The organism is Pseudomonas sp. D2002, from assembly GCF_013385735.1.
Lineage (GTDB): Bacteria > Pseudomonadota > Gammaproteobacteria > Pseudomonadales > Pseudomonadaceae > Aquipseudomonas.
The window spans coordinates 117,758-140,803 of record NZ_JACAPL010000020.1; the positions used below are offsets into that span (position 1 = coordinate 117,758).

General features: G+C 60.0%; 27 protein-coding genes. 11 read left to right on the forward strand and 16 right to left on the reverse strand.

What is annotated here, in order from left to right:
* The first annotated feature begins 364 nt into the window (after positions 1–364).
* Complete coding sequence (locus HX783_RS27220) at positions 365–718, forward strand: hypothetical protein (RefSeq protein ID WP_177018929.1); 354 nt, start codon at positions 365–367, stop codon at positions 716–718.
* Positions 719–863: 145 nt separating this feature from the next.
* Here HX783_RS27220 and HX783_RS27225 read toward each other — a convergent pair whose 3' ends face one another.
* The 11 genes from HX783_RS27225 to HX783_RS27275 all read right to left on the reverse strand — a co-directional run bounded on the left by HX783_RS27225 (position 864) and on the right by HX783_RS27275 (position 10,715).
* Positions 864–1,568 (reverse strand): YoaK family protein, encoded by a 705-nt coding sequence (locus tag HX783_RS27225; protein WP_177018930.1) that lies wholly within the window; start codon positions 1,566–1,568, stop codon positions 864–866.
* Between the two features lie 69 nt (positions 1,569–1,637).
* Positions 1,638–3,272 (reverse strand): ABC-F family ATP-binding cassette domain-containing protein, encoded by a 1,635-nt coding sequence (locus tag HX783_RS27230; RefSeq protein ID WP_177018931.1) that lies wholly within the window; start codon positions 3,270–3,272, stop codon positions 1,638–1,640.
* A 124-nt stretch (positions 3,273–3,396) separates the two neighbouring features.
* The gene (locus HX783_RS27235) at positions 3,397–4,446 is read right to left on the reverse strand and encodes a DNA topoisomerase IB (RefSeq protein ID WP_177018932.1); all 1,050 of its coding nucleotides are present in this window, start codon (positions 4,444–4,446) and stop codon (positions 3,397–3,399) included.
* Positions 4,447–4,519: 73 nt separating this feature from the next.
* Positions 4,520–5,599: a molybdenum ABC transporter ATP-binding protein gene (gene modC / locus HX783_RS27240; RefSeq protein ID WP_177018933.1), complete on the reverse strand. Its 1,080-nt coding sequence runs from the start codon at positions 5,597–5,599 to the stop codon at positions 4,520–4,522.
* Positions 5,600–5,604: 5 nt separating this feature from the next.
* A complete protein-coding gene (gene modB, locus HX783_RS27245; protein WP_177018934.1) occupies positions 5,605–6,285 on the reverse strand; it encodes a molybdate ABC transporter permease subunit in 681 nt (226 codons plus the stop codon).
* A complete protein-coding gene (gene modA / locus HX783_RS27250) occupies positions 6,286–7,047 on the reverse strand; it encodes a molybdate ABC transporter substrate-binding protein (protein WP_177018935.1) in 762 nt (253 codons plus the stop codon).
* A 119-nt stretch (positions 7,048–7,166) separates the two neighbouring features.
* On the reverse strand, positions 7,167–8,225 hold the full coding sequence (locus HX783_RS27255; protein ID WP_177018936.1) for a nitronate monooxygenase family protein: 1,059 nt from the start codon (positions 8,223–8,225) through the stop codon (positions 7,167–7,169).
* A 205-nt stretch (positions 8,226–8,430) separates the two neighbouring features.
* Positions 8,431–9,474, reverse strand: coding sequence for a bifunctional DNA-binding transcriptional regulator/O6-methylguanine-DNA methyltransferase Ada (gene ada / locus HX783_RS27260; protein WP_177018937.1), 1,044 nt, complete (start codon positions 9,472–9,474; stop codon positions 8,431–8,433).
* A 75-nt stretch (positions 9,475–9,549) separates the two neighbouring features.
* Positions 9,550–10,215, reverse strand: coding sequence for a DNA oxidative demethylase AlkB (alkB, locus tag HX783_RS27265; protein ID WP_159956678.1), 666 nt, complete (start codon positions 10,213–10,215; stop codon positions 9,550–9,552).
* Between the two features lie 3 nt (positions 10,216–10,218).
* A complete protein-coding gene (locus tag HX783_RS27270) occupies positions 10,219–10,386 on the reverse strand; it encodes a hypothetical protein (protein WP_177018938.1) in 168 nt (55 codons plus the stop codon).
* Between the two features lie 26 nt (positions 10,387–10,412).
* Positions 10,413–10,715, reverse strand: coding sequence for a DUF1883 domain-containing protein (locus HX783_RS27275; RefSeq protein ID WP_003173824.1), 303 nt, complete (start codon positions 10,713–10,715; stop codon positions 10,413–10,415).
* Between the two features lie 213 nt (positions 10,716–10,928).
* Between HX783_RS27275 and HX783_RS27280 the strand changes: the two genes are divergently transcribed.
* The 4 genes from HX783_RS27280 (at position 10,929) to HX783_RS27295 (ending at position 13,330) form a co-directional block, all read left to right on the forward strand.
* Complete coding sequence (locus HX783_RS27280) at positions 10,929–11,279, forward strand: hypothetical protein (protein ID WP_159956676.1); 351 nt, start codon at positions 10,929–10,931, stop codon at positions 11,277–11,279.
* Positions 11,280–11,454: 175 nt separating this feature from the next.
* On the forward strand, positions 11,455–12,102 hold the full coding sequence (locus HX783_RS27285; protein WP_177018939.1) for a c-type cytochrome: 648 nt from the start codon (positions 11,455–11,457) through the stop codon (positions 12,100–12,102).
* On the forward strand, positions 12,099–13,022 hold the full coding sequence (locus HX783_RS27290) for a c-type cytochrome (RefSeq protein ID WP_177018940.1): 924 nt from the start codon (positions 12,099–12,101) through the stop codon (positions 13,020–13,022). Before HX783_RS27285 ends, HX783_RS27290 begins: the two co-directional genes overlap by 4 nt.
* A gap of 77 nt (positions 13,023–13,099) precedes the next feature.
* Positions 13,100–13,330, forward strand: coding sequence for a hypothetical protein (locus tag HX783_RS27295; protein WP_159956670.1), 231 nt, complete (start codon positions 13,100–13,102; stop codon positions 13,328–13,330).
* Between the two features lie 9 nt (positions 13,331–13,339).
* On the opposite strand, the gene HX783_RS27300 is transcribed toward HX783_RS27295, so the two are convergent.
* Both HX783_RS27300 and HX783_RS27305 read right to left on the reverse strand, forming a co-directional pair.
* Positions 13,340–13,624 carry a hypothetical protein gene (locus HX783_RS27300; protein ID WP_159956668.1) on the reverse strand — a complete coding sequence of 95 codons (285 nt, stop codon included), beginning with the start codon at positions 13,622–13,624 and terminating at the stop codon, positions 13,340–13,342.
* 143 nt (positions 13,625–13,767) lie between these two features.
* A complete protein-coding gene (locus HX783_RS27305; RefSeq protein WP_177018941.1) occupies positions 13,768–13,953 on the reverse strand; it encodes a hypothetical protein in 186 nt (61 codons plus the stop codon).
* Between the two features lie 310 nt (positions 13,954–14,263).
* Between HX783_RS27305 and galU the strand changes: the two genes are divergently transcribed.
* Together galU and gorA are read left to right on the forward strand one after the other, a co-directional pair.
* Positions 14,264–15,103 (forward strand): UTP--glucose-1-phosphate uridylyltransferase GalU, encoded by an 840-nt coding sequence (gene galU, locus HX783_RS27310; protein WP_003173830.1) that lies wholly within the window; start codon positions 14,264–14,266, stop codon positions 15,101–15,103.
* Between the two features lie 104 nt (positions 15,104–15,207).
* A complete protein-coding gene (gorA, locus tag HX783_RS27315) occupies positions 15,208–16,566 on the forward strand; it encodes a glutathione-disulfide reductase (protein WP_177018942.1) in 1,359 nt (452 codons plus the stop codon).
* On the opposite strand, the gene HX783_RS27320 is transcribed toward gorA, so the two are convergent.
* The gene (locus HX783_RS27320) at positions 16,567–17,574 is read right to left on the reverse strand and encodes a DNA-binding protein (RefSeq protein WP_177018943.1); all 1,008 of its coding nucleotides are present in this window, start codon (positions 17,572–17,574) and stop codon (positions 16,567–16,569) included.
* 170 nt (positions 17,575–17,744) lie between these two features.
* Here HX783_RS27320 and HX783_RS27325 point away from each other — a divergent pair, with 170 nt between their 5' ends.
* The 3 genes from HX783_RS27325 to ahpF all read left to right on the forward strand — a co-directional run bounded on the left by HX783_RS27325 (position 17,745) and on the right by ahpF (position 21,066).
* Positions 17,745–18,677, forward strand: coding sequence for a site-specific integrase (locus HX783_RS27325; RefSeq protein ID WP_177018944.1), 933 nt, complete (start codon positions 17,745–17,747; stop codon positions 18,675–18,677).
* A 132-nt stretch (positions 18,678–18,809) separates the two neighbouring features.
* Positions 18,810–19,373, forward strand: a complete 564-nt coding sequence (gene ahpC, locus HX783_RS27330; protein ID WP_053255965.1) for an alkyl hydroperoxide reductase subunit C — start codon at positions 18,810–18,812, stop codon at positions 19,371–19,373.
* 127 nt (positions 19,374–19,500) lie between these two features.
* Positions 19,501–21,066, forward strand: coding sequence for an alkyl hydroperoxide reductase subunit F (ahpF, locus tag HX783_RS27335; RefSeq protein WP_012724170.1), 1,566 nt, complete (start codon positions 19,501–19,503; stop codon positions 21,064–21,066).
* Positions 21,067–21,177: 111 nt separating this feature from the next.
* Here ahpF and gloA read toward each other — a convergent pair whose 3' ends face one another.
* Positions 21,178–21,699: a lactoylglutathione lyase gene (gene gloA / locus HX783_RS27340; protein WP_177018945.1), complete on the reverse strand. Its 522-nt coding sequence runs from the start codon at positions 21,697–21,699 to the stop codon at positions 21,178–21,180.
* A 199-nt stretch (positions 21,700–21,898) separates the two neighbouring features.
* Here gloA and HX783_RS27345 point away from each other — a divergent pair, with 199 nt between their 5' ends.
* Positions 21,899–22,435 (forward strand): DUF4946 domain-containing protein, encoded by a 537-nt coding sequence (locus HX783_RS27345; RefSeq protein ID WP_177018960.1) that lies wholly within the window; start codon positions 21,899–21,901, stop codon positions 22,433–22,435.
* A gap of 110 nt (positions 22,436–22,545) precedes the next feature.
* Here HX783_RS27345 and HX783_RS27350 read toward each other — a convergent pair whose 3' ends face one another.
* Entirely contained in the window at positions 22,546–22,908 is a 363-nt protein-coding gene (locus HX783_RS27350) for a histone-like nucleoid-structuring protein, MvaT/MvaU family (protein ID WP_159961461.1), read from the reverse strand.
* Between the last annotated feature and the right edge of the window lie 138 nt (positions 22,909–23,046).

The following is a 23,046-nucleotide window of genomic DNA, read 5'->3' on the forward strand; positions in this document are numbered from 1 at the left end:
ATCAAAAGCCAGATCAAAAGCCAGATCAAGAGCAAGAGCGGCTCGCTGCGCATCGTGGGTACGGTTGGCAGCTACAAAGTTGTGTAGATAACTATGGTCATCGCAGGCAAGCCAGCTCCCACATTTGACCGAGTACGGCATCTGCGCACCGCGCAGGCAAAAAAAAGCCCGCGGGAGGGCGGGCAGAAGGGAGACTTCTTAAAAATGAGCCTGGCAACTATAGGCAGCGCCACCTCCCTTCACAGTGAAACAAAATTCATTCGGCGGCCGGTAACGCCTTCTTCCTGGCTCCAGCCTTGATGTAATAATCCTTGAATGCCGCCTGCAAATGATAGAGTCGCGGTTTTTCCAAGGAGGCGATGGCATGCGGAAGGTGGTAATTGGCGCATTGGTAGTGGCAGCACTGTCCGGTTGCGCGGGCTCGAAGATGAAGGAGGCGCGCACCGGTACGCCTTACAAGACCCTGGCGTCGGAAAAGGCCCCACTGGTGGTTGCCCAATGCATCCAGTTCGGCTGGCAGGACGAAGCGGTATTCGGCGTTGACGCCGGTGGCTTCAAGGAACCGCTCGAAACCGGCGGCTTCACGGTGTACACCACCGGCGGCGACTATTTTGTCGACGTGCGCAGCGCAGGCGCCGGTTCCAGCGTGAACTACTTCGCGGGCGAGGACACGATGCCGGCTAAACGCCGCCTCGCCGCACTCGCGACTTGCCTGTAGGCCGTTGCCTTAGTGGTTTTCGGAAATGCCCGGCGGGACAGCCGCCGGACATTCGCTTATCATTCCACCCGCTCGCTCGACGTGATGGCTCTTTACCGGTACACGGATGTCGAGGCCGAAACGTCGGGCGGGCCTCTTTTTATCCTTATCGCGGCATGTAACCCAAGTGCCAGCGCCGGGGAATCTTCAGCGACACCACCCCCAGCACCGCCGCCAATGCGCCACTGACCAGCAGCGCCTTGAGGCCCAGTTGCTGCTCCAGCAGTGCGCCGATTACCGCGCCGACAAACATCCCGGCCCACGGGATCAACTGCACCCGCCAACCATTGCGCCGCTCCCCCAGCATCCAGCGCCCCAGCCCGCGACCAAAGCGTGACAGCGCGCCCGTCACATACGTCAGGCCCACCGGCAACCCGTTGACCTCTTCCACGGCCGCATTGAGCATGCCCATGGCGATAATCGCTGCGAGCAACGCCGGCAAGGTATCGACAAAAGGCCACAAGGCCGCGCCGCACAACAACGCCGCAATGCACAACAGCAAAGGCAGCGCATGCCGTTTGGCCAGGCGGCTGACCACCACGCCCAGGGCGTTGCCGACCACGAACATCGCGACCAGCAACAGCAAACGCCCCGACAGGCCCACATCACCCGCGCCAATCGCCACCGCCAGCCGCGTGGTATTGCCGCTCATGAACGAGACAAAATCGCCGCTGGCCATAAAGCCGATGGCATCGGTCATGCCGGCCAGCACGGAAAGGCTCGCCACCAACATTAAACCGACCCGCCCTCGCCAACGCTGACGATGGGCGAGGGCGGCCTTGGCGTAGGGTGTACGCGCTGCAGGCAGCATGGTGCTGGACTCCCGGGTGAGATTATTCGGCCACTACCGTAGGACGCTTTGAGCGCGCATGCAATGACCTCACACACCTTGCAGTCGCCAGCCTTCGGGTTGCCAGGTCAAATGGTGCGTCGGCCGGATGGCCTGCACAAACGCCTCGTCATGAGACACCACCATCATCGCTCCGTTAAAACCCTGCAACGCCTGTTCAAAGGCGAGTACTGACTCCAGGTCCAAGTGGTTGGTCGGCTCATCCAGCAGCAGCAACTGCGCCGGCACCTCGCGCCACAAGGCAATCGCCATGGCGGCTTTCAGGCGCTCACCGCCACTCAAACGGCTTGCCGGCTGCGTCACCTGCAGTGCGTCCAGATGCAGTAACGCCAGGCGCGTGCGCAGTTCGGCTTCGGCCAAGAGCGTATCGAGCAGGTTGAGCTGTTCGACGATGGAGCGATGGTCGTCCAGCAATGCCACGTGCTGATCGATATACGCGCTGGGCACGTGCACCCTGCATTCGCCGCTGACCGCCTGCCAGCTTCCTGCCAGCAGCTTGAGCAGCGTGGATTTACCGCAGCCATTCGGCCCGCGCACGGCAATGCGTAGCGGGCCCATGAGGTTGAGCGTGAGGTAAGTTGAAGGCGCTTGCGGGGCCAGCCACGGCAGTTGGGCGTTATGCAGCGTCAGTACGTGACGGCCGTTGGGCACTGCCGAGCCGGGCAGGGCCAACAGCGTCGGCGGTTCTTCGACGACGCGTTCATAGGCCTGGCGCACCTGCCCATCCAGTTCATGTTTATACGCGCGATGTTCACTGCGCATAGTGCTGACAATTTCCTTCGCGGCGCCTTTCCAGCGCGCTTTGGTAAACCCGGTGACGTTGGCGGTTTCTGCGTGCTTACGCGCGCGGGCGGCATTGCGCTGCAGGCTGTCATGATCTTTTTGCAGGCGACGGCGCTCGCGGCTACGCGCCAGGCGTGCGTGTTCCAGGGCGGCGAGGGCGGCGTGTTGCTGCGCGTCGCGCTGCAAGCGGTAGGCATCGTAGTTGCCGCCGTACACCTGAACACCCAGTGGCGAGAGTTCAATGATGCGGCCCATGGCGTTGAGCAACTGCCGATCATGACTGACCACCACCAGGCCGCCGCGCCACGCGCCGAGTACGCTCAGCAGCCAGTCACGGCCGACGCTGTCGAGGTGGTTGGTGGGCTCATCAAGAATCAGCAGTTGCGGCGTTGCCAACAGCGCACCGATCACCGCGATTCTGGCCAGTTGGCCGCCGCTGAGTTGCTCGGCTGGCGTGTGCGCATCGAGGTGGGGCAAGCCTGCGGCGTCCAGCGCCGTGCGCAGCTGCTGGGCGAGGTCCCAGCGGTCGTCGATCAGCGCCAGGTCGTGCGCCTGGGGTTCGCCCCGGGCCATGCGTTCAAGGGCGGCCAACACCTCGGCGGTGCCCGTCACATCGGCGAGGGTTGCACCGGGTTGAACGGCGAGTGTCTGCGCCACGTAGGCCACGCTGGCCGAGCCTTTCAGCGTGCCGGAGGAGGGCGCCAGCAGCCCGGCGATCAGTTTGGCGAGGATGCTTTTGCCACGGCCATTACGGCCGACAATCCCGGTGGGCGTGTGATCGATCGACAGGGTGAGGTTTTCCAGCAAGGTCGCGCCATCGGCGAACTGGAATGTCAGGTGTTGCAGGGAAACGAGTACGGGCAGCCGGTTGACGTCAGTCATCAGCACCTCCAAAAAAATGTCGAACAGGCCAACAAGCGCGCCAGGCGGCTCGTTGCAGCTACATTTTGGAAGGCTTAGTTGTTCACGTCGGCGGTCATCCCGGGAGTCAGAAGGGATTCAGAGGCTAACCCACCTTGGCTTTCTTCGGCAAGTCCGCAGCCAGTTGCTCGAGGAACATCGCCAGTGCGACTTCTTCGGCTTTCAAGCCCTTGCGCACCCGTGGCTTGGGCAGTTTGGACAGCTCGCCAAGGCTGAAATGCTCCAGCACGGCCGGGTGGATATAGCACTTGCGGCACACCGCCGGGGTGTTGCCCAGCTGCTTGGCGACGTCCTTGACCATTGCCACCACATGGCGCTTGGCATCCGACTCGGGCTGCCACTGCAATTCGCGCAACACCGCCAGCGCCATGGCGGTGCCGGCCCAGGTGCGATAATCCTTGGCGGTGAAGTCTGCGCCGGTGAGGCTGTGCAGGTAAGCGTTAACGTCGTGGGAGCTGACGGTATGGCGTTCGCCGTCCTCATCCAAGTACTGAAACAGGTTTTGCCCCGGCAATTCCAGGCAACGCTTGACCACCGAGGCCAGGCGCCGGTCCTTGACGCTGATCTGATGCTCGACGCCGCTCTTGCCGCGAAACTGGAACTTGATCTCGCTGCCCTTGATGTCCACATGACGGGTGCGCAAGGTGGTCAGCCCGTAGGATTTGTTATCGCGGGCGTATTGCGTATTGCCGACGCGGATCAGTGTCGCGTCCAGCAGCATCACCACCGTGGCCAGGACTTTTTCCCGGGTGAAGCCGGGCTCGGCGATTTGCGCCTCCAGCTGTTTACGCAGTTTTGGCAAGGCGTTGCCGAACTCTTGCAGGCGCGAATACTTGTCGGTGTCGCGCACTTCACGCCAGCGCGCGTGATAGCGGTACTGCTTGCGCCCGCGCGCATCGCGGCCGGTGGCTTGCAGATGGCCACGCGGGTCGGCGCAGATCCACACGTCGGTGTAGGCCGGCGGCACGGCCAGGGCATTCAGGCGTTTGATTTCATCGGCATCGGTGATGGTCTGGCCTTTGGCGTCGACATACTGGAACTTGCCGCGCACCTTCTTGCGGCGGATCCCGGGTTGGGTGTCGTCAACGTAATGCAGGTCGCGGGGCAGGTCGGCAGGCAGCGCGGTGTCGGGCATGGTGCAAAATCCTTATCGGTAATCAGGCCGGTATGTCTGATTGACCGCAGGGTTTTGCGCGGGTGCCAAATACTTACGCGAGCACCGCAACCGCCTTGATTTGCGCCCACAACGCCTGGCCGGGATGCAGCTGCAACTGGTCGCGGGAGAAGCGTGTAATCCGCGCCAGCAACGGCGTGCCGCCGGCGTCCAGGCGCACCAGCACATGGGCGTTGTTGTCCGCCGAAATCTCCTCGGCCACCGTCACCGGCAAGCGGTTGAGGATGCTGCTGGCTTCCTGGGCCTGCAAGCTCAGGCTCACATCGCGCGCCTGCACCTTGATGCGCAGCTGTTTGCCCAATGCCAGCGGCGCATGGGCGACGCGTATCGATAAGGCGCTGTCGGGCAACTGCAACGTGAGCAATTGGTAGTGTTCGTCGTAGGCGCTGACGCTGCCATCGATCACCACGCCGGCGTCGTCGCCCAAGGCGAGGGGCAAATCCAGCCGCGCCAGGGTTTCGCCAATCGGGCCGCTGGCCAGGGCCTTGCCGTCGCTGAGCAAAACGATGTGATCGGCCAGCCGCGCCACTTCGTCCTGGGCATGGCTGACGTACAGCAGCGGAATATCCAGCTCATCGTGCAGACGTTCGAGGTACGGCAGGATCTCGCTTTTGCGTTTACTGTCGAGGGCCGCCAGCGGTTCATCCATCAGCAATAATTGCGGGCTGGTGAGCAACGCGCGGGCGATGCCGATGCGCTGGCGCTCGCCGCCGGACAAGTGCTGCGGATGGCGCTCGAGCAGGTGGCCGATGCCCAGCAATTCGGTGGCGTGAGCCATGTCCACGCGGCGAAGCGTGCGTGGAATGCGCTTGAGGCCGAACTCCAGGTTGGCCCGCACTGACAGATGGGGAAACAGGCTCGCTTCCTGGAACACATAACCCAACGCACGCTTGTGCGGCGGTACGAACACGCCGTTGCGGCTGTCTTGCCAGACGTCATCGTTGATCTGCACAAAGCCATCCTCGGCCCGCTCCAGCCCGGCGATGCAGCGCAAGCAGGTGGTTTTGCCCGAGCCGGAATGCCCGTACAACGCGGTTACGCCACGGCCGGGCAACTTCAAGTCCACATCCAGCGCAAAGCCCGAGTATTGCATTTGCAGGCGTACATCAATCATGGCGATCAGCTCCAGCCCATCTTGGTTTTACGGCTGGAGTAGAGCGCCAGCAATACGAGGAAGGCGAACACCACCATGGAGCCGGCCAACCAGTGGGCTTGGGCATATTCCATGGCTTCGACGTGGTCGTAGATCTGCACCGAGACCACGCGGGTCTTGTTGGGGATATTGCCGCCGATCATCAGCACCACGCCAAATTCACCGACAGTGTGGGCAAAGCCCAGAATCGACGCGGTGATAAAGCCTGGGCGAGCCAGGGGCAGGATCACCGTGAAAAACGTGTCCCAAGGATTGGCGCGCAGCGTGGCGGCCACTTCCAGCGGGCGCGTACCGATGGCGGAGAAGGCGTTTTGCAACGGCTGCACCACAAACGGCATGGAATAGATCACCGAGCCAATCACCAGCCCGGCAAAGCTGAACGTCAGGGTGCCCAGGCCCAGCCATTGCGTGAACTGGCCGAAATAGCCGTTCGGGCCCATGGTCAGCAGCAGGTAGAAACCGATCACCGTGGGCGGCAACACCAACGGCAGCGCGACAATCGCCCCGATGGGGCCGCGCCACCAGGAACGGGTGCGCGACAGCCACAGGGCAATCGGAGTGCCGATGACCAACAGGATCACAGTGGTCAGTGACGCCAGTTTGACGGTCAGCCAAATCGCAGAAAAATCGGCACTCGACAGCGGCATTTACTGGGCCAGCTCGTAACCGTAGGACTTGATCACCGCAGCGGCTTTCGGGCCTTTGAGGTACTCGACCAGGGCTTTGGCAGCGGCGCTGTCTTTACCCTTGGTGAGGATCACTGCGTCCTGCTTGATCGGGTCATGCAGGGCGGCCGGCACGATCCACGCCGAACCGCTGGTGACTTTGCCGTCTTTATAAATCTGCGACAGAGCGACGAAGCCCAGCTCCGCGTTACCGGTGGAGACGAACTGGAAGGCTTGGGTGATGTTCTGCCCGGTGACCAGCTTAGGCTCGACCTTTTCGGTCAGCCCTTCCTTGGCCAGCACTTGGGTGGCGGCGAGGCCGTAAGGTGCGGTTTTTGGATCGGCGATGGACAGGTGCTGGTATTCATTTTTCTTCAGAACATCGCCTTTGGCATCGACGTAACCTTCCTTGGCCGACCACAGCGCCAGGGTGCCGACCGCGTAGGTAAAGCGCGAACCTTTGACGGTGGCGCCTTCGTCATCGAGTTTTTTTGGCGTGGTGTCATCCGCACTGAGGAACACTTCGAACGGCGCGCCGTTCTTGATCTGGGTGTAGAACTGGCCGGTGGCGCCGTAGGCCGCGACGAGTTTGTGGCCGGTGTCTTTTTCGAAGTCGGCGGCAATCGCCTGGATTGGCGCGGTGAAGTTGGCGGCCACGGCGACTTGCACTTCATCGGCGTGGGCCGAGCCCAGGGCAAAGGCGGCAATCAGGGCAGGGGCGAGGCGTGAGGCGCGGATCATCATGAAGCAGCTCCTTTGAAGGTGTACGGCGCGTTATAGGTAGAAGGCGTAACCGCTATGTATGGGAATATATAGCGGTTGGCCATTGCCGGTACAGTGCAAAGTTGCCTCAGGCGTCAGTTCTATTTGAACCTGGCCAGCGCCTGCGCGGCCAATTCGCGGGTCAGCGCATAGGTGGAAATGTTTTTGCCCAGGCGCAACGCCTGGCCGGACCACAGGTTGCTGAAACCGGCTTCATCCTTGGCTTTAAGTGGCATCAACGCACCACCGGACGTGGGAAACGCGGGAGCGGCTGGGTGGATCGCACCAAGTTCACGCATCACACGATTGACGATGCCGCGCGCCGGGCGGCCGGTGAACAGGTTGGTCAGCGCGGTTTCGCTGGCCTGGGCGTGGCGCAACGCAGAGTGGTGGGACGCGCTGACGTTGGCTTCGGGGGTAAACAGGTAAGCCGTGCCGATTTGCACCGCGCTGGCGCCCAGGGCGAATGCCGCGACAATGCCGCGCGCATCTGCAATACCACCAGCGGCAATCACCGGCACGCTGACCGCATCGACAATCTGCGGCAGCAGTGCCATCAGGCCGATCTGGGTATTCAGGTCGTCGCTGAGGAACAAACCCCGATGCCCACCGGCCTCAATCCCCATCGCAATAATGGCGTCGCAGCCATGCTGTTCCAGCCAGATTGCTTCTTCCACGGTGGTGGCCGATGACAGCACCTTGGCGCCGGTGGCTTTTACGCGGTCGAGCAAGGCTTTTTCCGGCAGGCCAAAGTGAAAGCTCACCACTTCGGGGCGAAATTCCTCGACCACTTGGCAGGCGGCGTCATTGAACGGTGCGCGGTTGGACACGGGGGTTGGTGCGTCAAAATCGGCACCGAGTTCGCGGTAGTAGGGCTCCAGCAAATTCTTCCAGCGGCGGTCGCGTGCAGCATCGGCCGCGGGCGGTTGATGGCAGAAGAAATTCACGTTGATAGGGCGCGAGCTGGCCTGGCGAATCGTAGTCAAGGCTTCGCGCAGTTGCTCGATGCTGAGCGCCGCGGCGGGCATCGAGCCCAGCGCGCCGGCTTCATTGGCGGCAATCACCATGGCCGTTGTGGTTGCCCCGGCCATGGGGGCCTGGATGATCGGCACTTCAATGCCGAGCAGGTCGAGAATTCGCGTGTCTGGCCAGGTGCTCATGGGATGCGTCTCCAGCGTTAGTAGGGCTTTTCGCTGTTTTAGCAGGGCCATTGGCACCCGGCCAGTCTGTTTTATTCACTGGACGATGGCGCAGTTTCGTGCGCCATCGTTAGTCGATGGCATGCCCCAACACGGCGTGTCACCGACTTCGAGGTGTACCAGGCGGATGACGTGGTGCTGATCCACATCGGCGTCCGCTGGCGGTTCAGCGGTTTTCGCGCTCCAGCAACTGGCGCTTGCGCTCAACGCCCCAGCGGTAGCCCGACAGCTCGCCATTGCTGCGCACCACGCGATGGCAGGGGATCGCCACGGCCAAGTGGTTAGCACCGCACGCCTGAGCCACGGCGCGAAAGGACTTCGGTGCGCCGATGCGCTGGGCAATCTGCGCGTAGCTGGCGGTGCTGCCCACCGGGATTTCGCGCAGTGCCTGCCACACCCGTTCCTGAAACGCGGTGCCGCGTAGATCCAGGGGCAAATCCAGGCCCAGTGCGGGCGCCTCTATAAAGCCCACGACCTGGGCGATCAACTGTTCGAAGTCGCGGTCCGCGCCGACCAGTTCGGCCTTGGGGAATTGGTCTTGCAGGTCACGCACCAGTTTGTCCGGGTCATCTCCGAGCAAAATCGCGCACACACCGCGTTGGCTCTGGGCCACCAGAATTGCCCCCAGCGAGCACTGGCCCACGGCAAAACGAATTTCACTGTTGGTGCCGCCGGCCTTGTAGTCGCTGGGCTTCATGCCGAGTAGCTGGTCAGCGGACTCATAAAAGCGGCTGTTGGAATTGAAGCCCGCGTCATACAGCGCATCGGTCACTGAATGCTGGCCCTTCAGGCCATCGCGTACTTTGCGCGAACGCAGGGCGCTGGCGTAAGCCTTTGGGGTCAGGCCAGTGATGGCTTTGAACACGCGATGGAAATGGAACGGGCTCAATCCGGCGCGGCGTGCGAGTGAATCCAGGCTGGGCGGGGTTTCAGCCTGTTCGATTTGCCGGCAGGCATCGGCCACCAGTTGCGCGTGGTGCGCAGCCAATTGCGTCTGGTCACCGGAGGCGCGCTTGCTGGGACGATATCCCGCGGCTTCGGCTTGCTGCGGCGTGTCGAAGAATTCGATGTTTTCCGGGCGTGGCAAACGCGAGGCGCTACTGGGGCGGCAATACACGCCGGTGGTTTTAACGCCGTAGACGAACAGCGTGTCCGCCTTGGCGTCGCGGGCGACGATGGCGGCCCAGCGGGGGTCTTGTTGGTTGTTCATGGCCTGCACTCTTGACGGGTCACGGGCAGATTAACCGCGCGGGGGCCTCTCGACACTCTGAAGCTTGCGGTCAAATTAACCGGCGGTGCGAAAGGTCAGGTTGATGCGTTGCGGGCCCATGATCGGGTGCACGCCGTCCTTGATAGGCATCACCCCATGAAAACGCAAGCGATCAACGCCGCCCCAGACCACCACATCGCCGTGAAACAGCGAAATCTTTTGCGTGCGGTCGCCGCGTTCATGGCCGCCGAACAGGAAAATCGCCGGCAGGCCCAGGGACACCGAGACCACCGGGGCATTGTAGCGGCGTTCATTCTTGTCCTGGTGCAGGGACATTTTGGCACCCGGCACATAGCGGTTGATCAGGCAGGCGTCCGGGTCGAAGTCGCTGAAACCGGCCTCGTGTGCGGCCTGCGCGGCCAGTTGGCGCAAGGTGTCGGGCATCGCCGGCCAGGGTTGCTGGCTGCGCGGGTCCAGCGGGCTGTAACGGTAGCCGCTGCTGTCGGTGGTCCAGCCCAGCTCGCCGCAGCTGCTGAGCGCCGCCGACATGGTAAAGCCACCGGGTGTGACCATCTGCCGAAACGGTGACTGGGCCAGTATCCGCCGCAATTCAGGTAAGAGGCGCTCGATCCAGGGCAGGGCATAGCCCCGTAATACGTAGGACTCTTCGCCGATCTGCTCGCGCCCTGCGGGTTGTTGCAGGGCTTCATCGCCGAACAGATCGCCAGTAGGGCCTGGCATGGCTTACAGCGCCTTGCTCACGTTGATGTCGGTGATTTCGTCTTCGGCGTCGTGAATTTTCGCCAGGGCTTGCTTGGCTTCTTCAACGTCGTTGCTGTGCAACTGCGCGAATTCGAAGCGACGCTCGCCGTTGAGCTTGTACTTGATGACGTATTTGGTCGTGGTAGTCACAGCGGTTTTCCTGTCGAGTGTGCGGGTCAGCTCAGCTTGGTGCTGGTGCGCCGAACGATGCGAATTTTATGGGACAACGCCGGTTTGCGCGTAACGCTGATGGCGCGGCGCGTCACCACGTCCAGGGTAATGTTCCAGAAGCCGGTGCTGGGTGCGGTGATCTTCGCCGGGAATTTATCGAATGCGCCGCCATGGTAGGTGTGGCGGCCACCGTTCTTGAAGCTGCGAAAGTTGGCATCGCTCATCAGGCGAATGTTGCAGGTCTGCGAGCATTCGATGACAACGATGTCGCCCTCGTTGAGGTGCTCGCGCTGGTGGATGAATTTCATGCGGGTGTCTCCAGAAGGGCTTTTTCTGAAAAATCAGAATGATACGTAGGTTAAGATGGAGTTTATCAGCCCCAGCGAGTTTATTATCGGGTCGTCGTCGACGACTTCGACAATTTAAAACAGTTATTCACCGTGTTTTCAGAGATAAATCCTACATTGGCGGGAGAAAATACCTCTCTGCGCTGTCGTAGGGTCTTTATCGGAGGTTTTAGTATGAAGTGGAGTGTGTTGGTTCTGGCCTTGGCGTTAGGTGGATGTGCTTCGGTTGCAGATATCAAGCAGACCCCGCCAACATTGGTGGTCATTTCAGGGAAGAAGCCGCAGGAATATGCGGCGTGCGTTGTACACAAATTGGCGGAAACCCGTCGTCCGCCGCAGATCGAACCGCATAAGGACGGTGTGCAGGTGATTGTGCCGCAGAAATTCTCGGCTGACCCTTCGGCAATCTTCGAAATCGAGGAGCGCTCCAGTGGCAGCAGCATCAAGCTGTATGAAAGCATGTCCAATGTACCCATCCGCCCCGGCGACGTGAAGAAAGCCGCAGAGGAATGTATCTCCGGCTGAGCCTTGCCGGTTCATCCCGCGCACTGAATCCGATAAAAAAGCCTGGCGCTGCAGCTGCAGCGCCGGGCTTTTTTTTGTGCTGATTTTGGGTGTTGTGGGGAGCAGGTCATTACCCTACCATTTGTAGGCTTATGCGATTGTGAGCTAAGCATATAACTATAAAAATGGAGCCGTGATGATGTCTCTGGAACGAGTGTTAATGGGCGGCGCGTTGTTGCTGTTGCTAGGCAACGCCTACGCGCTGGATGGGAAAAAAATATTCACCGAAGGCGGTTCACAGCCGGGTGCCATGCCCTGCGTGGCCTGCCACGGCGCCGATGGGTTGGGACTTGCCGCAGCGGGCTTCCCGCGCTTGGCGGGTTTGCCGGCAGCGTATGTGCGTAAACAACTGACGGACTTCAGCAGCGGCGCACGCAGCAACCCGGTGATGCAGCCGCTGGCCAAGGCGTTGACTGAAGCCGAAATTGCTGCAGTCAGCCAGGCCGTGGCGGCGATGCCATTTCCGGCGCCTGCCACGGTGCCGCGCAGCGAAATGCCCGGCAACGCAGCGCAGAAACTCGCCTTGCAAGGCGCCTGGGAGCGGCAGATTCCCGCCTGCGTCAGCTGCCATGGGCCTGCGGGAGTGGGCGTTGGCGATGCGTTCCCAGCGTTGGCCGGCCAGCCTGCCGCCTACCTGACCGCGCAATTGACAGCCTGGCAGAACGGCACTCGACGTAATGATCCCAATGACTTGATGGGCCACATCGCCAAATCCCTGACTCCCGAGGAAGTGCAGGGCGTCGCCCACTACTTCGCGTCGCTGCCCGTGGAGGCCAAGCCATGAAGCCCTGCCTGTTTGCACCCGCGCTGAGCCTGTTGCTGGCACTGCCGGCCCATGCCGCCACGATCGCCATGGAAGACCAGTCGCAATTGCCGCCCGCTGCCGCGCACCCGGTGGCCAGTCAATTCCAGCCGCCTCAAGAAAGCGAATTGCCTGACAACGCCTACGGCAAATTGGTCCGGCAGGGTTACGCGTTGTTCGTCGACACCCAGCGCCTGGCGCCGCAATTTGTCGGCAACGGGCTCAACTGCAGCAACTGCCACCTGGACCAGGGCCGCCTCGCCAACTCGGCACCGCTGTGGGGCGCGTACCCGATGTACCCGGCCTATCGGAAGAAGAATGACAAGGTCAACACCTTCGCCGAGCGTTTACAGGGTTGCTTCCAGTTCAGCATGAACGGCGGCATACCCCCGGCGGCCGACAGCCCGGAGATTACCGCGCTGTCGGTGTATGCCTACTGGCTGGCCAGCAAGGCGCCTTTGGGTGTGGAGCTGCCGGGGCGTGGTTATCCCGATGTTGCGCAACCGGCCAATGGCTACAACCTGGCTCAGGGCGCCGAGGTCTACAAGGGGCAATGTGCGGTGTGCCATGGCGGCGAAGGGCAGGGGCAGAAGGTCGGTGACAGCTTTGTCATGCCGCCACTTTGGGGTAAAGACTCCTACAACTGGGGCGCCGGCATGCACCGAATCAACACGGCGGCCTCTTTCATCAAGCACAACATGCCATTGGGCAAGGGCGGCAGCTTGAGCGATCAGCAGGCCTGGGACGTCGCCGCTTACGTCAACAGCCATGAGCGGCCGCAGGACCCGCGCCTGGTGGAGGGCTCGGTGGAGAAAACCCGCGTGAAGTTTCACGCCAACGATGGCGTCAATCTGTATGGGCAAACCGTTGATGGCGTGTTGATTGGCCAGGGCATCCGTTAAACTGTCGGCTATTCAATGCCAAACATGCCGCGCAAGCCTTGAGGTTGCGCGGCATGTGTCTTTTTCGGAAAACCGCCATGAAACGTGAACACGTCAAAGCCCGCTATGCCGAGGGCCAGATATCGGCCACCCATGTCATTCAGAACCCTGCCGACCTGGGTGAGTGGATCGTGTTTTTCAAGAAAAGCGGCGGGCGCAGTTACTTCCTGGTGGATGAACAGGATGAGGTCGAGTCGTTCCCGCGCCTGGATGACTTGATAGCGCTGTTGCGCGAACTGGGGATCAAGTTCGCTGAAATTCACCTGTAGCCCGGCGGCTTACTTGCAGACCACAACTACGCTGCGGCTCTTGTAGTTGCCAACGTCCTTGCCCAGGGTTTTGTCGCTTTCTTTCAGCGAGGGTGTGCCGTCGGTGCCGACAATGCGATAACCGGTGCCCGCGCAGGAAGCGTCAGCTTTTTCGTAGCAACTGGCCCACGAGTTGGCCTCGCCTGAACAGTCAATGGTCAGGCCTTGCTCGCCGTTTTTGAGGTAAGTGTCGGAGGTGGTGGTGCAGCCGGTCATCAGCGCGAGGGCCGCGGTAAGTGCCAGAATCTTGTTCATGTGTGGGTCGTCGTCGAGGGTGTTGAAGGGGCGCTGACACTGTCGTGGGGCGTTGGCAGCAGATTATAGCGAACGGCCATCAAGGTACAGACAAACACAAAAAAGCCCCGCTTAACGGGGCTTTGTGCGCGGGGCGAATGTGCTTACTTGCCCTTCGGTCGCTTGCTCGATGCGTGACCGGCTTCATCCACAAACACTTCGGCGACGGCAATCGCCATGGCTTCGGTCTCGAATACCCCGGCGACGCTGTCACCGTGGAAGTTGATCAAGTGCCAGCCGTCTGCGCGCTTCGTGATCAAGTAGCCGTTTACACCTTTTGGTTCTGACATCTATTAACAATCTCGTGGTCTGGTTCAAGGGCGTAATGATAGCGCCAAATAGCCTGTGCCCGCCGAAGTTATTCCACATCAGTGCCCTCGGCCTGAAAGCATGCTAAAAAGGATGTAGCCCTCAGAAACACTGGCTTGTAGGTTGTTTGCCTGTCGACGGTGAAGGTACTTGTCGGAAGATAAGTGGAACTTACGCCGACATTTTTTCTCTATGTTGACATCGCAACGCCAGCAGGACCCATTGTAAGGTGACTGCGGCCTGATTAGACTGCGCCGAATTCCGTACGCACAGCCCTTTGTAAGGACTCATATGATCAAGAAATGCTTGTTCCCAGCAGCCGGTTACGGCACTCGCTTCTTGCCAGCGACCAAAGCCATGCCCAAAGAGATGCTGCCGGTGGTGAACAAGCCACTGATTCAGTACGGCGTCGAAGAGGCACTGGATGCCGGCCTGAACGAAATTTCCATCGTCACCGGCCGTGGTAAGCGCGCGCTGGAAGACCACTTCGATATCAGCTACGAGCTGGAAAACCAGATCAAGGGCACCGACAAGGAAAAATACCTGGTCGGCATCCGTAAACTGCTCGACGAGTGCTCGTTCTCCTACACCCGTCAAACCCAGATGAAAGGCCTTGGCCACGCGATCCTGACCGGCCGCCCACTGATCGGTGACGAACCGTTCGCCGTGGTACTGGCGGACGACCTGTGCGTCAACCTGGAAGGCGACGGCGTGCTGACCCAGATGGTCAAGCTGTACCAGAAATACCGCTGCACCATCGTTGCGGTCATGGAAGTGAACCCGACCGAAACCAACAAGTACGGCGTGATCGCCGGTGACGACATTGGTGATGGCCTGATCCGCGTCCGTGACATGGTCGAGAAACCGGCACCGGAAGATGCACCGTCGAACCTGGCGATCATCGGCCGTTACATCCTGACGCCGGACATCTTCAAGCTGATCGAAGAAACCGAGCCAGGCAAGGGTGGCGAGATCCAGATCACCGACGCCCTGTTGAAGCAGGCTAAAGACGGCTGCGTGATTGCCTACAAGTTCAAAGGTCAGCGTTTCGACTGCGGTGGCGCCGAAGGCTACATCGAGGCGACCAACTTCTGCTACGAGCACTTCTACAAAACTGGCAAGGCTTACTGATTCACGCTTGCTCAGTGTTTTAAGAGAAAGCCACCTTAGGGTGGCTTTTTCGTTTTTCAGCCCCATCTAAATCGGTATGCTGATGTCCTGCCGAGGAGAGTGAAATGGCCTACGATTTTGACCTGTATGTAATTGGCGCCGGTTCCGGCGGTGTTCGCGCAGCGCGGTTTGCTGCCGGTTTTGGTGCCAAGGTGGCCGTGGCGGAAAGCCGCTACCTGGGCGGCACTTGCGTTAACGTCGGCTGCGTGCCGAAAAAACTCTTGGTGTACGGGGCGCATTTTGCCGAGGACTTCGAACAGGCCAGCGGTTTTGGTTGGTCGTTGGGCGAGGCGAATTTCGATTGGGCCACGCTGATCGCCAACAAGGACCGCGAGATTAACCGCCTCAATGGCATCTACCGCAACTTGCTGGTCAACAGCGGCGTGACCTTGCATGAAGGCCATGCGCGCCTGGTGGATCCGCACCAGGTAGAGATCAACGGTGAGCGCTTTACCGCCAAGCACATCCTGATCGCGACGGGCGGCTGGCCGCAGATTCCAGAGATTCCAGGGCGCGAACACGCGATCGGCTCCAATGAGGCGTTCTTCCTTAAAGAGTTGCCCAAGCGTGTGCTTGTAGTCGGCGGCGGTTACATCGCCGTTGAGTTTGCGGGCATTTTCCATGGCTTGGGCGCACAGACCTCGCTGCTGTATCGCGGCGACCTGTTCCTGCGCGGCTTTGATGGTTCGGTGCGTACGCACCTGAAGGAAGAGCTGACCAAGCGCGGTCTGGACCTGCAATTCAATGCCGATATCGAGCGCATCGACAAGCAAGCCGATGGCAGCCTCAAGGCCACTTTGAAAGACGGTCGCGTACTCGAAGCGGACTGCGTGTTCTACGCCACCGGCCGCCGCCCGATGCTGGACAACCTGGGCCTGGAAAATACCGGCGTCAAACTGGATGAGCGCGGTTTCGTCGCGGTGGATGACCTGTACCAGACCGCCGAGTCGTCGATCCTGGCAATCGGTGACGTGATTGGTCGTGTGCAATTGACGCCGGTGGCCCTGGCCGAAGGCATGGCGGTAGCGCGGCGCCTGTTCAAGCCTGAGCAATACCGCCCAGTGGATTACGCGATGATCCCAACGGCGGTATTCAGCCTGCCGAATATCGGCACCGTCGGCCTCACTGAAGAAGAGGCGAAGAAGAACGGCCACAAGGTGCAGATCTTCGAAAGCCGCTTCCGGCCAATGAAGCTGACGCTGACCGACTGCCAGGAAAAAACCTTGATGAAGCTGGTGGTCGACGCCGACACCGACAAGGTGCTGGGCTGCCACATGGTCGGGCCGGACGCTGGTGAAATCGTGCAAGGCCTGGCGATCGCGCTCAAGGCGGGCGCGACCAAGCAGCATTTCGACGAAACCATCGGCGTGCATCCTACGGCGGCGGAAGAGTTCGTCACCATGCGCACGCCTGTGGCGAACTGATCAGCCTTGCGGAGTTGCCTCTGGCGCTGCTGCAACGGCAGCGGCCAGGCGCAACGCCTCGATACTGGCCTGGGCCTTGATAAGGTCCAGCTCCAGGCTTTTGTTGCTCTGCTGGTGTTCGGCCAGCGCTTGCTGGCGTGACTGGCTCTCCAGCACGGCAACCCGCAGGCGTTCCTGAAGCAGGGTGCGTTCGCTTTCTATCAGGTTGACCTGCTCGCTGAGTTTTTGCTGCGCGGCCTGGTCTTTGCGGCTCTGCTCCTGCAGCGCGGCCAATTCCTTTGCGGTCACGCGCTGCTCGATCAGCAACCGCTCGTTGTCGCGATGCAATTGCGTGATCTCGTCCTGACGCACCATGGCGCTTTGCTGGGCCTGGCGCAATTCCGCCTGCACCTGCTGCAACTGGCCTTCGTGGCGTCGTTGTTCCTGCTCACGCTGCTCCTTGATCGCATTGCGGTAATGCTCCAGGGCGTCCCGGGCGTGCAGGTGTTTTTCTTCCAGCGAACGAATCTGTTCGTCCTTATCCGTAATCCTCAGCTCGTAATCGCTGCACGCCTGGCTGAGCCCGGCGTTGCGGGTCTGCTCGGTTTGCAGGCTGGTGCTCGCGGTTTGCAGGGCGGCGCTTTCTTCTGCCAGTGCTGAAGACTGGATTTCAAATTGCTGCTTAAGGTCGGTGTGAGCGGCCTCCAGCGTTTCTATCTGGGCGAGCAGGGCGGCTTTCTGCTGTTCGAAGTGCGCCAGCGCCAGGTCGATGGGCTCCTGGGCTTTGTCTTTCAGGCGTTGAGCCAGGCGCGCAACCAGTTCGCCCAGCTCGTCGTCGATCGGCGCTTCGGTGATGGTCACCCGGCTTTCGCTGTCGTCCAGCTCCTTCAAATAGCGATGAATCGTGGTTTTCGAGCCGGTATTGCCCATCTCGATGCGCACTGCATCGATACTCGGGTTTTCGCCGCGGGCCAAAATCGCCAAGCGTGCCGTTTGAACTACTGCTTTGTTTATGCCGCCACGAGCCATGGGGTCTCCGTCGATTTAGTACTGTGGTACGTGGTATGTAGATACATACTGTAACACGGATAAAAAGACGTTTAAATTCATGATTTAACAGATGGGATATTGGCGTATTATCCCGTGTCATAGCCGTTTTAGGCGCGGATTCACCCTGTAGCAGTACGAATAGGCCCTTCATGAGCGATCTGGATCGGTATCTCAACGCCGCCACCCGCGATAACACCCGTCGCAGTTACCGGGCGGCCATCGAGCACTTCGAAGTGAGCTGGGGCGGGTTCCTGCCTGCCACCAGTGACAGCGTGGCGCGCTACCTGGTGGCGCACGCCGGCGTATTGGCAGTCAACACCCTGAAGCTGCGGCTCTCGGCGCTGGCGCAATGGCACACCAGCCAGGGTTTCCCCGACCCGACCAAGGCACCGGTGGTGCGCAAGGTGCTCAAGGGCATTCGCGCCGTGCACCCGGCGCAGGAGAAGCAGGCCGAACCGCTGCAGCTCAAGCACCTGGAACAAGTGGTGGCTTCACTGGCCGCCGAGGCCCAGCAGGCGAACAGCGACCAGGACTTGCCACGCTTGCTGCGTGCCAAACGCGACACCGCATTGATCCTGCTGGGCTTCTGGCGCGGTTTTCGCAGTGATGAGTTGTGCAGGTTGAATATCGAGCACGTGCAGGCGGTGCCCGGCGCCGGCATCAGCCTGTACCTGCCGCGCAGCAAAAGTGACCGCGACAACCTCGGCAAGACCTACCAGACGCCAGCCTTGCTGCGCCTGTGCCCGGTGCAGGCGTACAGCGACTGGCTGAGCGTCTCGGGGCTGGTACGCGGCCCGGTGTTCCGTGGGATTGATCGCTGGGGCAACCTGGGCGAGGAGGGCTTGCACGCTAACAGCGTGATCCCGCTTTTGCGTCAAGCCTTGGAGCGTGCGGGCATCCCGGCCGACCTGTACACCAGTCACTCATTGCGCCGGGGCTTTGCCACCTGGGCTCATCGCAGCGGCTGGGACCTTAAGTCGCTGATGAGTTACGTCGGCTGGAAGGACATGAAATCGGCTATGCGCTATGTTGAAGCGACGCCCTTTCTCGGGATGACCTTGGCGACCCAGCCGCTGATTTGAGATTTCTTCTATTAATACCGTCACCTGATAGGGAAAACCAATCGTCAGCATCAGGTTTGCCAATGAGCCATCGACGGAAAGAGTCGGTAGGATTCATCTCATCAACTTCTTAACCCTGACGGAGAGTCAACGATGCCTATCATCAACAGCCAAGTAAAACCGTTCAAAGCTACCGCGTACAAAAACGGCAACTTCGTAGACGTGTCGGACGCTGACCTGAAAGGCAAATGGTCCGTCGTGTTCTTCTACCCGGCCGACTTCACCTTCGTTTGCCCAACCGAGCTGGAAGACCTGGCTGACAACTACGCCGAATTCCAGAAACTGGGCGTCGAAATCTACAGCGTTTCCACTGACACCCACTTTGCTCACGCTGCCTGGCACAACACTTCGCCAGCCATCGGCAAAATCCAGTACACCATGATCGGCGACCCGACCCTGACCATCTCGCGCAACTTCGACGTACTGATCGAAGAAGCTGGCCTGGCAGACCGTGGCACCTTCGTGATCGACCCAGAAGGCAAGATCAAGATCGTTGAACTGAACGACGGCGGTGTTGGCCGTGACGCTTCCGAGCTGCTGCGCAAAATCAAGGCTGCTCAGTACGTTGCTGCCCACCCAGGCGAAGTGTGCCCAGCCAAGTGGAAAGAAGGCGAGGCCACGCTGGCTCCGTCCCTGGACCTGGTCGGCAAGATCTAAGTCTGTGAAATATCAAGGGCGGGACTCCGCACTTAAGTAAGCTGCATCCGCCCCCAAAACGCCCGGGCGAGTTTCGCTCGGGCGTTTTTTTGTCTGCAATAAACCGAATTAATAGGAAATCGCCCGTATGTTGGACGCCAATCTTAAAGCTCAGTTGAAGTCATACCTGGAACGGGTCACCCAGCCGATCGAGATCGTCGCCTCCCTCGACGACGGTGCGAAATCCCAGGAAATGCTTGCCCTTTTGCAGGATGTTGTCAGCCTCACCACGCTGATCACCCTGAAAACCGATGGCGATGATGCGCGCAAGCCCTCGTTCTCCATCAACCGCCCGGGTGCCGATATCAGCCTGCGTTTCGCCGGCATCCCCATGGGCCACGAATTCACCTCCCTGGTGTTGGCATTGCTGCAAGTCGGCGGCCACCCCTCGAAGGCCAGTGTCGAAGTGATTGAACAGATCCGCGCCCTCAAAGGCGAGTTCAGCTTCGAGACGTACTTCTCGCTGTCCTGCCAGAACTGCCCGGACGTGGTCCAGGCGTTGAACCTGATGGCCGTGCTCAACCCGAACATCCGCCACGTCGCCATCGACGGCGCATTGTTCCAGGCTGAAGTCGATGAGCGTCAGATCATGGCGGTGCCCAGCGTCTACCTCAACGGCGTGAACTTCGGCCAGGGCCGCATGGGCCTGGAAGAAATCCTCGCCAAGCTCGACACCAGCGGCATTGAAAAAGCTGCCGAGAAAATCAGCGCCAAAGACGCCTTTGATGTACTGGTCGTCGGCGGTGGCCCAGCCGGTTCGGCAGCCGCCATCTACGCCGCACGTAAAGGCATTCGCACCGGTGTGGCGGCTGAGCGCTTCGGCGGGCAAGTGCTGGACACCATGTCCATCGAGAACTTTATCTCGGTGCAAGAAACCGAAGGCCCGAAACTCGCCAGTGCCCTTGAAGCCCACGTGCGTCAGTACGACGTGGATATCATGAACCTGCAGCGCGCCAGCAGCTTGATCCCGGCGAAAAACGCCGGCGACCTGCACGAAATTCGCTTCGAAAGTGGTGCGACGCTCAAGTCCAAGACCGTGATTTTGGCCACCGGCGCCCGCTGGCGCGAAATGGGTGTGCCGGGCGAGCAGGAATACAAAGCCAAAGGCGTGTGCTTCTGCCCGCACTGCGATGGCCCGCTGTTCAAAGGCAAGCGCGTGGCGGTGATCGGCGGCGGCAACTCCGGCGTTGAAGCGGCCATCGACCTGGCGGGTATCGTCAGTCACGTGACCTTGCTGGAGTTCGACAGCAAACTGCGCGCCGACGCCGTGTTGCAGCGCAAGCTCTACAGCCTGCCAAACGTTGACGTGATCACCAGCGCGCTGACCAGCGAAGTCAAAGGCGATGGCCAGAAAGTCACCGGTCTTGCTTACAAGGACCGCGACAGTGGTGAGTTCAAGACCATCGACCTGGAAGGCATCTTTGTGCAGATCGGCTTGCTGCCCAACACCGACTGGCTCAAAGGCACTGTGGAACTGACCCCGCGTGGCGAGATAATTGTCGATGCGCGTGGCGAGACTTCACTGCCAGGCGTATTCGCTGCCGGTGACGTGACAACCGTGCCGTACAAGCAAATCGTGATCGCAGTAGGCGAGGGCGCCAAAGCATCGCTGAGTGCTTTCGATCACCTGATCCGCACTTCCGCACCCGCGTAAATCCAGCCCCGCAAATAAAAAACCCCATGACTGATCATGGGGTTTTTGCTTGATCGTTCCCACGCTCCGCGTGGGAATGCCTCCGGTGACGCTCCGCGTCACCCCGTCCGCTTACAGCGGCGCCGGCTGAATAATTTCAACCCAGTACGCATCCGGGTCCTTGATAAAGGCCAGGCTTTTCATGCGGCCATCGCTCAAACGCTTCTGGAAGTCACAGCCCAGCGCTTCGAAACGCTCACACGCAGCGACGATATCCGGCACCGAGATGCAGATGTGGCCAAAGCCACGCGGGTCGGTGTTGCCGTTGTGATAGGCAAAGTCGGCATCGTTTTCAGTGCCGTGGTTGTGGGTCAGTTCCAGGATGCCTGGGATCGACTTCATCCACTGGGTGCGCTCAGCGGCGTCGGCCGGGATTTGGGCCTTGTCGACCAGGGCCAGGAAGTACAGGCTGAATTCAGCTTCCGGGAAGTCGCGCTTTTCGACCAGGGAAAAACCCAGGACGCGGGTGTAGAAATCCAGCGACTTGGTAATGTCCTTGACCCGCAGCATGGTGTGGTTGAACACGAAGTTCGTGGTGGCGGTGTCAGGTTGGGCGGTGACGCCCGGGAAAGTGTTCAGATCGTGCAGGCTCATGGGCCCTCCAGAAAAAAATGGGGCAAACGCGACTTGAAAGAATAGGCGCGGTCCGTTGGCTTGCGGCAAGCATCCCTGCAGCGCAGCCATGATACGCAAGGGCTGGCTACTGCGCCAAATGAAAAAGGTCACGCAGCGCTTGCGACCAGCGGGTGCCGAGGCTCAAACTTTGTCGCTTGAACCTTGGGTGTTTTTCGTAATGATTGAATTCCGTAAATCGCTGTTGAGCTCCATGTGTTTCCTGTTGGTCAGCCCATTCGTGCAGGCGGCCGACCCGGAAATTCACTGGCCCAGCGGCTGGCAAGTCGAGGAAGTTGTACCGGATGGCGAGGCGCCGGGTAAACCCCAGGCTGTGTCTCGGCAACGCGCGATCAAAAACGATGAAAATGGCAACACCTTGATGGTCATGGAGTTGACCGGCACACCCATAGAGGCGGGGCATAAAGTTAATCTTCAAGGTGTTTTGCTGGAAATGCGTAAATCCATCCAGAAGGATTTTGCCCAGGGTGGTTATCAAAGCGTGTGCAGCAAGATGCACCCCAGCACATTGAGCCGTCTTGAAGCACTGGAAACTACTTGCGTGATTACCGAGAACGGCCGACACGTGTTGTCGCAAACATTGGTGGGCGCGGTCGATACCGATAAAGCCTATGTTTTTTCATACGCCGGCCAAGCTGAGGCTTATGAGGCCAGCAAGGCAGAAGTCGGTTCGGTGCGCGACAGTCTGAAACTTTGAATGCACTAGGTTGATCGATTTTGAACCCAATGAACTAGTAGTTAAGTTCGTTTCCGAACCCTTAAACAAAAAGCCCCGCTTATGCGGGGCTTTCTGTTAATGCGTTGCGATCAGCCGCGAAGCCAGGAATCAACAGTGGCGGCGCCATACTGTTCTTTCCAGGCTTTCAGGCCGCGGTGGTTGCCGCCTTTGGTCTCGATCAGCTCACCGGTGTGCGGGTTGCTATACACCTTGACCACGCGTGCGCGGCGCTGTTTTGGTGCGGCGAGCGTGGCGCTGGCCTTGCCAGGGTTTGGATCAAGGATCGAGATGATGTCGCGCAGGCCTTTGCCATACTGCTTCATCAAGCCTTGCAGCTTTTCTTCGAATTCGATTTCTTTCTTCAGGCCGGCGTCGTTCTTCAAGGATTCGAGCTGGGCAAGCTGCTCTTGAAGGGCTTTTTCTGCTGCGCGAAATTCGGCGAGTCTGGACAAAATCTGTACTCCAATAATGGTGTTTGCTGACATCAACTGCAGATAAAGCTGTAGGCCAAGAGCTTTAAAATAACTCAAAGAAAGAGGCCTTTCTGCGAGTTCAGCACAGGCAGGAAAAATTGTAGTAGTTAATGCGTC

Excerpts from the sequence above, each read along its gene's own strand:
- HX783_RS27295 (WP_159956670.1), top strand. The coding sequence starts at position 13,100 with ATGAAACGTGAACACGTCAAAGCCCGCTATGCCGAGGGCCAGATATCG.
- HX783_RS27255 (WP_177018936.1), bottom strand. The coding sequence starts at position 8,225 with ATGAGCACCTGGCCAGACACGCGAATTCTCGACCTGCTCGGCATTGAA.
- modB (WP_177018934.1), bottom strand. The coding sequence starts at position 6,285 with ATGCCGCTGTCGAGTGCCGATTTTTCTGCGATTTGGCTGACCGTCAAA.
- HX783_RS27225 (WP_177018930.1), bottom strand. The coding sequence starts at position 1,568 with ATGCTGCCTGCAGCGCGTACACCCTACGCCAAGGCCGCCCTCGCCCAT.
- ahpC (WP_053255965.1), top strand. The coding sequence starts at position 18,810 with ATGCCTATCATCAACAGCCAAGTAAAACCGTTCAAAGCTACCGCGTAC.
- HX783_RS27300 (WP_159956668.1), bottom strand. The coding sequence starts at position 13,624 with ATGAACAAGATTCTGGCACTTACCGCGGCCCTCGCGCTGATGACCGGC.
- HX783_RS27230 (WP_177018931.1), bottom strand. The coding sequence starts at position 3,272 with ATGACTGACGTCAACCGGCTGCCCGTACTCGTTTCCCTGCAACACCTG.
- galU (WP_003173830.1), top strand. The coding sequence starts at position 14,264 with ATGATCAAGAAATGCTTGTTCCCAGCAGCCGGTTACGGCACTCGCTTC.
- HX783_RS27290 (WP_177018940.1), top strand. The coding sequence starts at position 12,099 with ATGAAGCCCTGCCTGTTTGCACCCGCGCTGAGCCTGTTGCTGGCACTG.
- HX783_RS27325 (WP_177018944.1), top strand. The coding sequence starts at position 17,745 with ATGAGCGATCTGGATCGGTATCTCAACGCCGCCACCCGCGATAACACC.
- HX783_RS27345 (WP_177018960.1), top strand. The coding sequence starts at position 21,899 with ATGATTGAATTCCGTAAATCGCTGTTGAGCTCCATGTGTTTCCTGTTG.
- HX783_RS27220 (WP_177018929.1), top strand. The coding sequence starts at position 365 with ATGCGGAAGGTGGTAATTGGCGCATTGGTAGTGGCAGCACTGTCCGGT.
- HX783_RS27235 (WP_177018932.1), bottom strand. The coding sequence starts at position 4,446 with ATGCCCGACACCGCGCTGCCTGCCGACCTGCCCCGCGACCTGCATTAC.
- HX783_RS27280 (WP_159956676.1), top strand. The coding sequence starts at position 10,929 with ATGAAGTGGAGTGTGTTGGTTCTGGCCTTGGCGTTAGGTGGATGTGCT.
- HX783_RS27320 (WP_177018943.1), bottom strand. The coding sequence starts at position 17,574 with ATGGCTCGTGGCGGCATAAACAAAGCAGTAGTTCAAACGGCACGCTTG.
- modC (WP_177018933.1), bottom strand. The coding sequence starts at position 5,599 with ATGATTGATGTACGCCTGCAAATGCAATACTCGGGCTTTGCGCTGGAT.
- ada (WP_177018937.1), bottom strand. The coding sequence starts at position 9,474 with ATGAACAACCAACAAGACCCCCGCTGGGCCGCCATCGTCGCCCGCGAC.
- gorA (WP_177018942.1), top strand. The coding sequence starts at position 15,208 with ATGGCCTACGATTTTGACCTGTATGTAATTGGCGCCGGTTCCGGCGGT.
- ahpF (WP_012724170.1), top strand. The coding sequence starts at position 19,501 with ATGTTGGACGCCAATCTTAAAGCTCAGTTGAAGTCATACCTGGAACGG.
- gloA (WP_177018945.1), bottom strand. The coding sequence starts at position 21,699 with ATGAGCCTGCACGATCTGAACACTTTCCCGGGCGTCACCGCCCAACCT.
- HX783_RS27275 (WP_003173824.1), bottom strand. The coding sequence starts at position 10,715 with ATGAAATTCATCCACCAGCGCGAGCACCTCAACGAGGGCGACATCGTT.
- HX783_RS27305 (WP_177018941.1), bottom strand. The coding sequence starts at position 13,953 with ATGTCAGAACCAAAAGGTGTAAACGGCTACTTGATCACGAAGCGCGCA.
- HX783_RS27285 (WP_177018939.1), top strand. The coding sequence starts at position 11,455 with ATGATGTCTCTGGAACGAGTGTTAATGGGCGGCGCGTTGTTGCTGTTG.
- alkB (WP_159956678.1), bottom strand. The coding sequence starts at position 10,215 with ATGCCAGGCCCTACTGGCGATCTGTTCGGCGATGAAGCCCTGCAACAA.
- modA (WP_177018935.1), bottom strand. The coding sequence starts at position 7,047 with ATGATGATCCGCGCCTCACGCCTCGCCCCTGCCCTGATTGCCGCCTTT.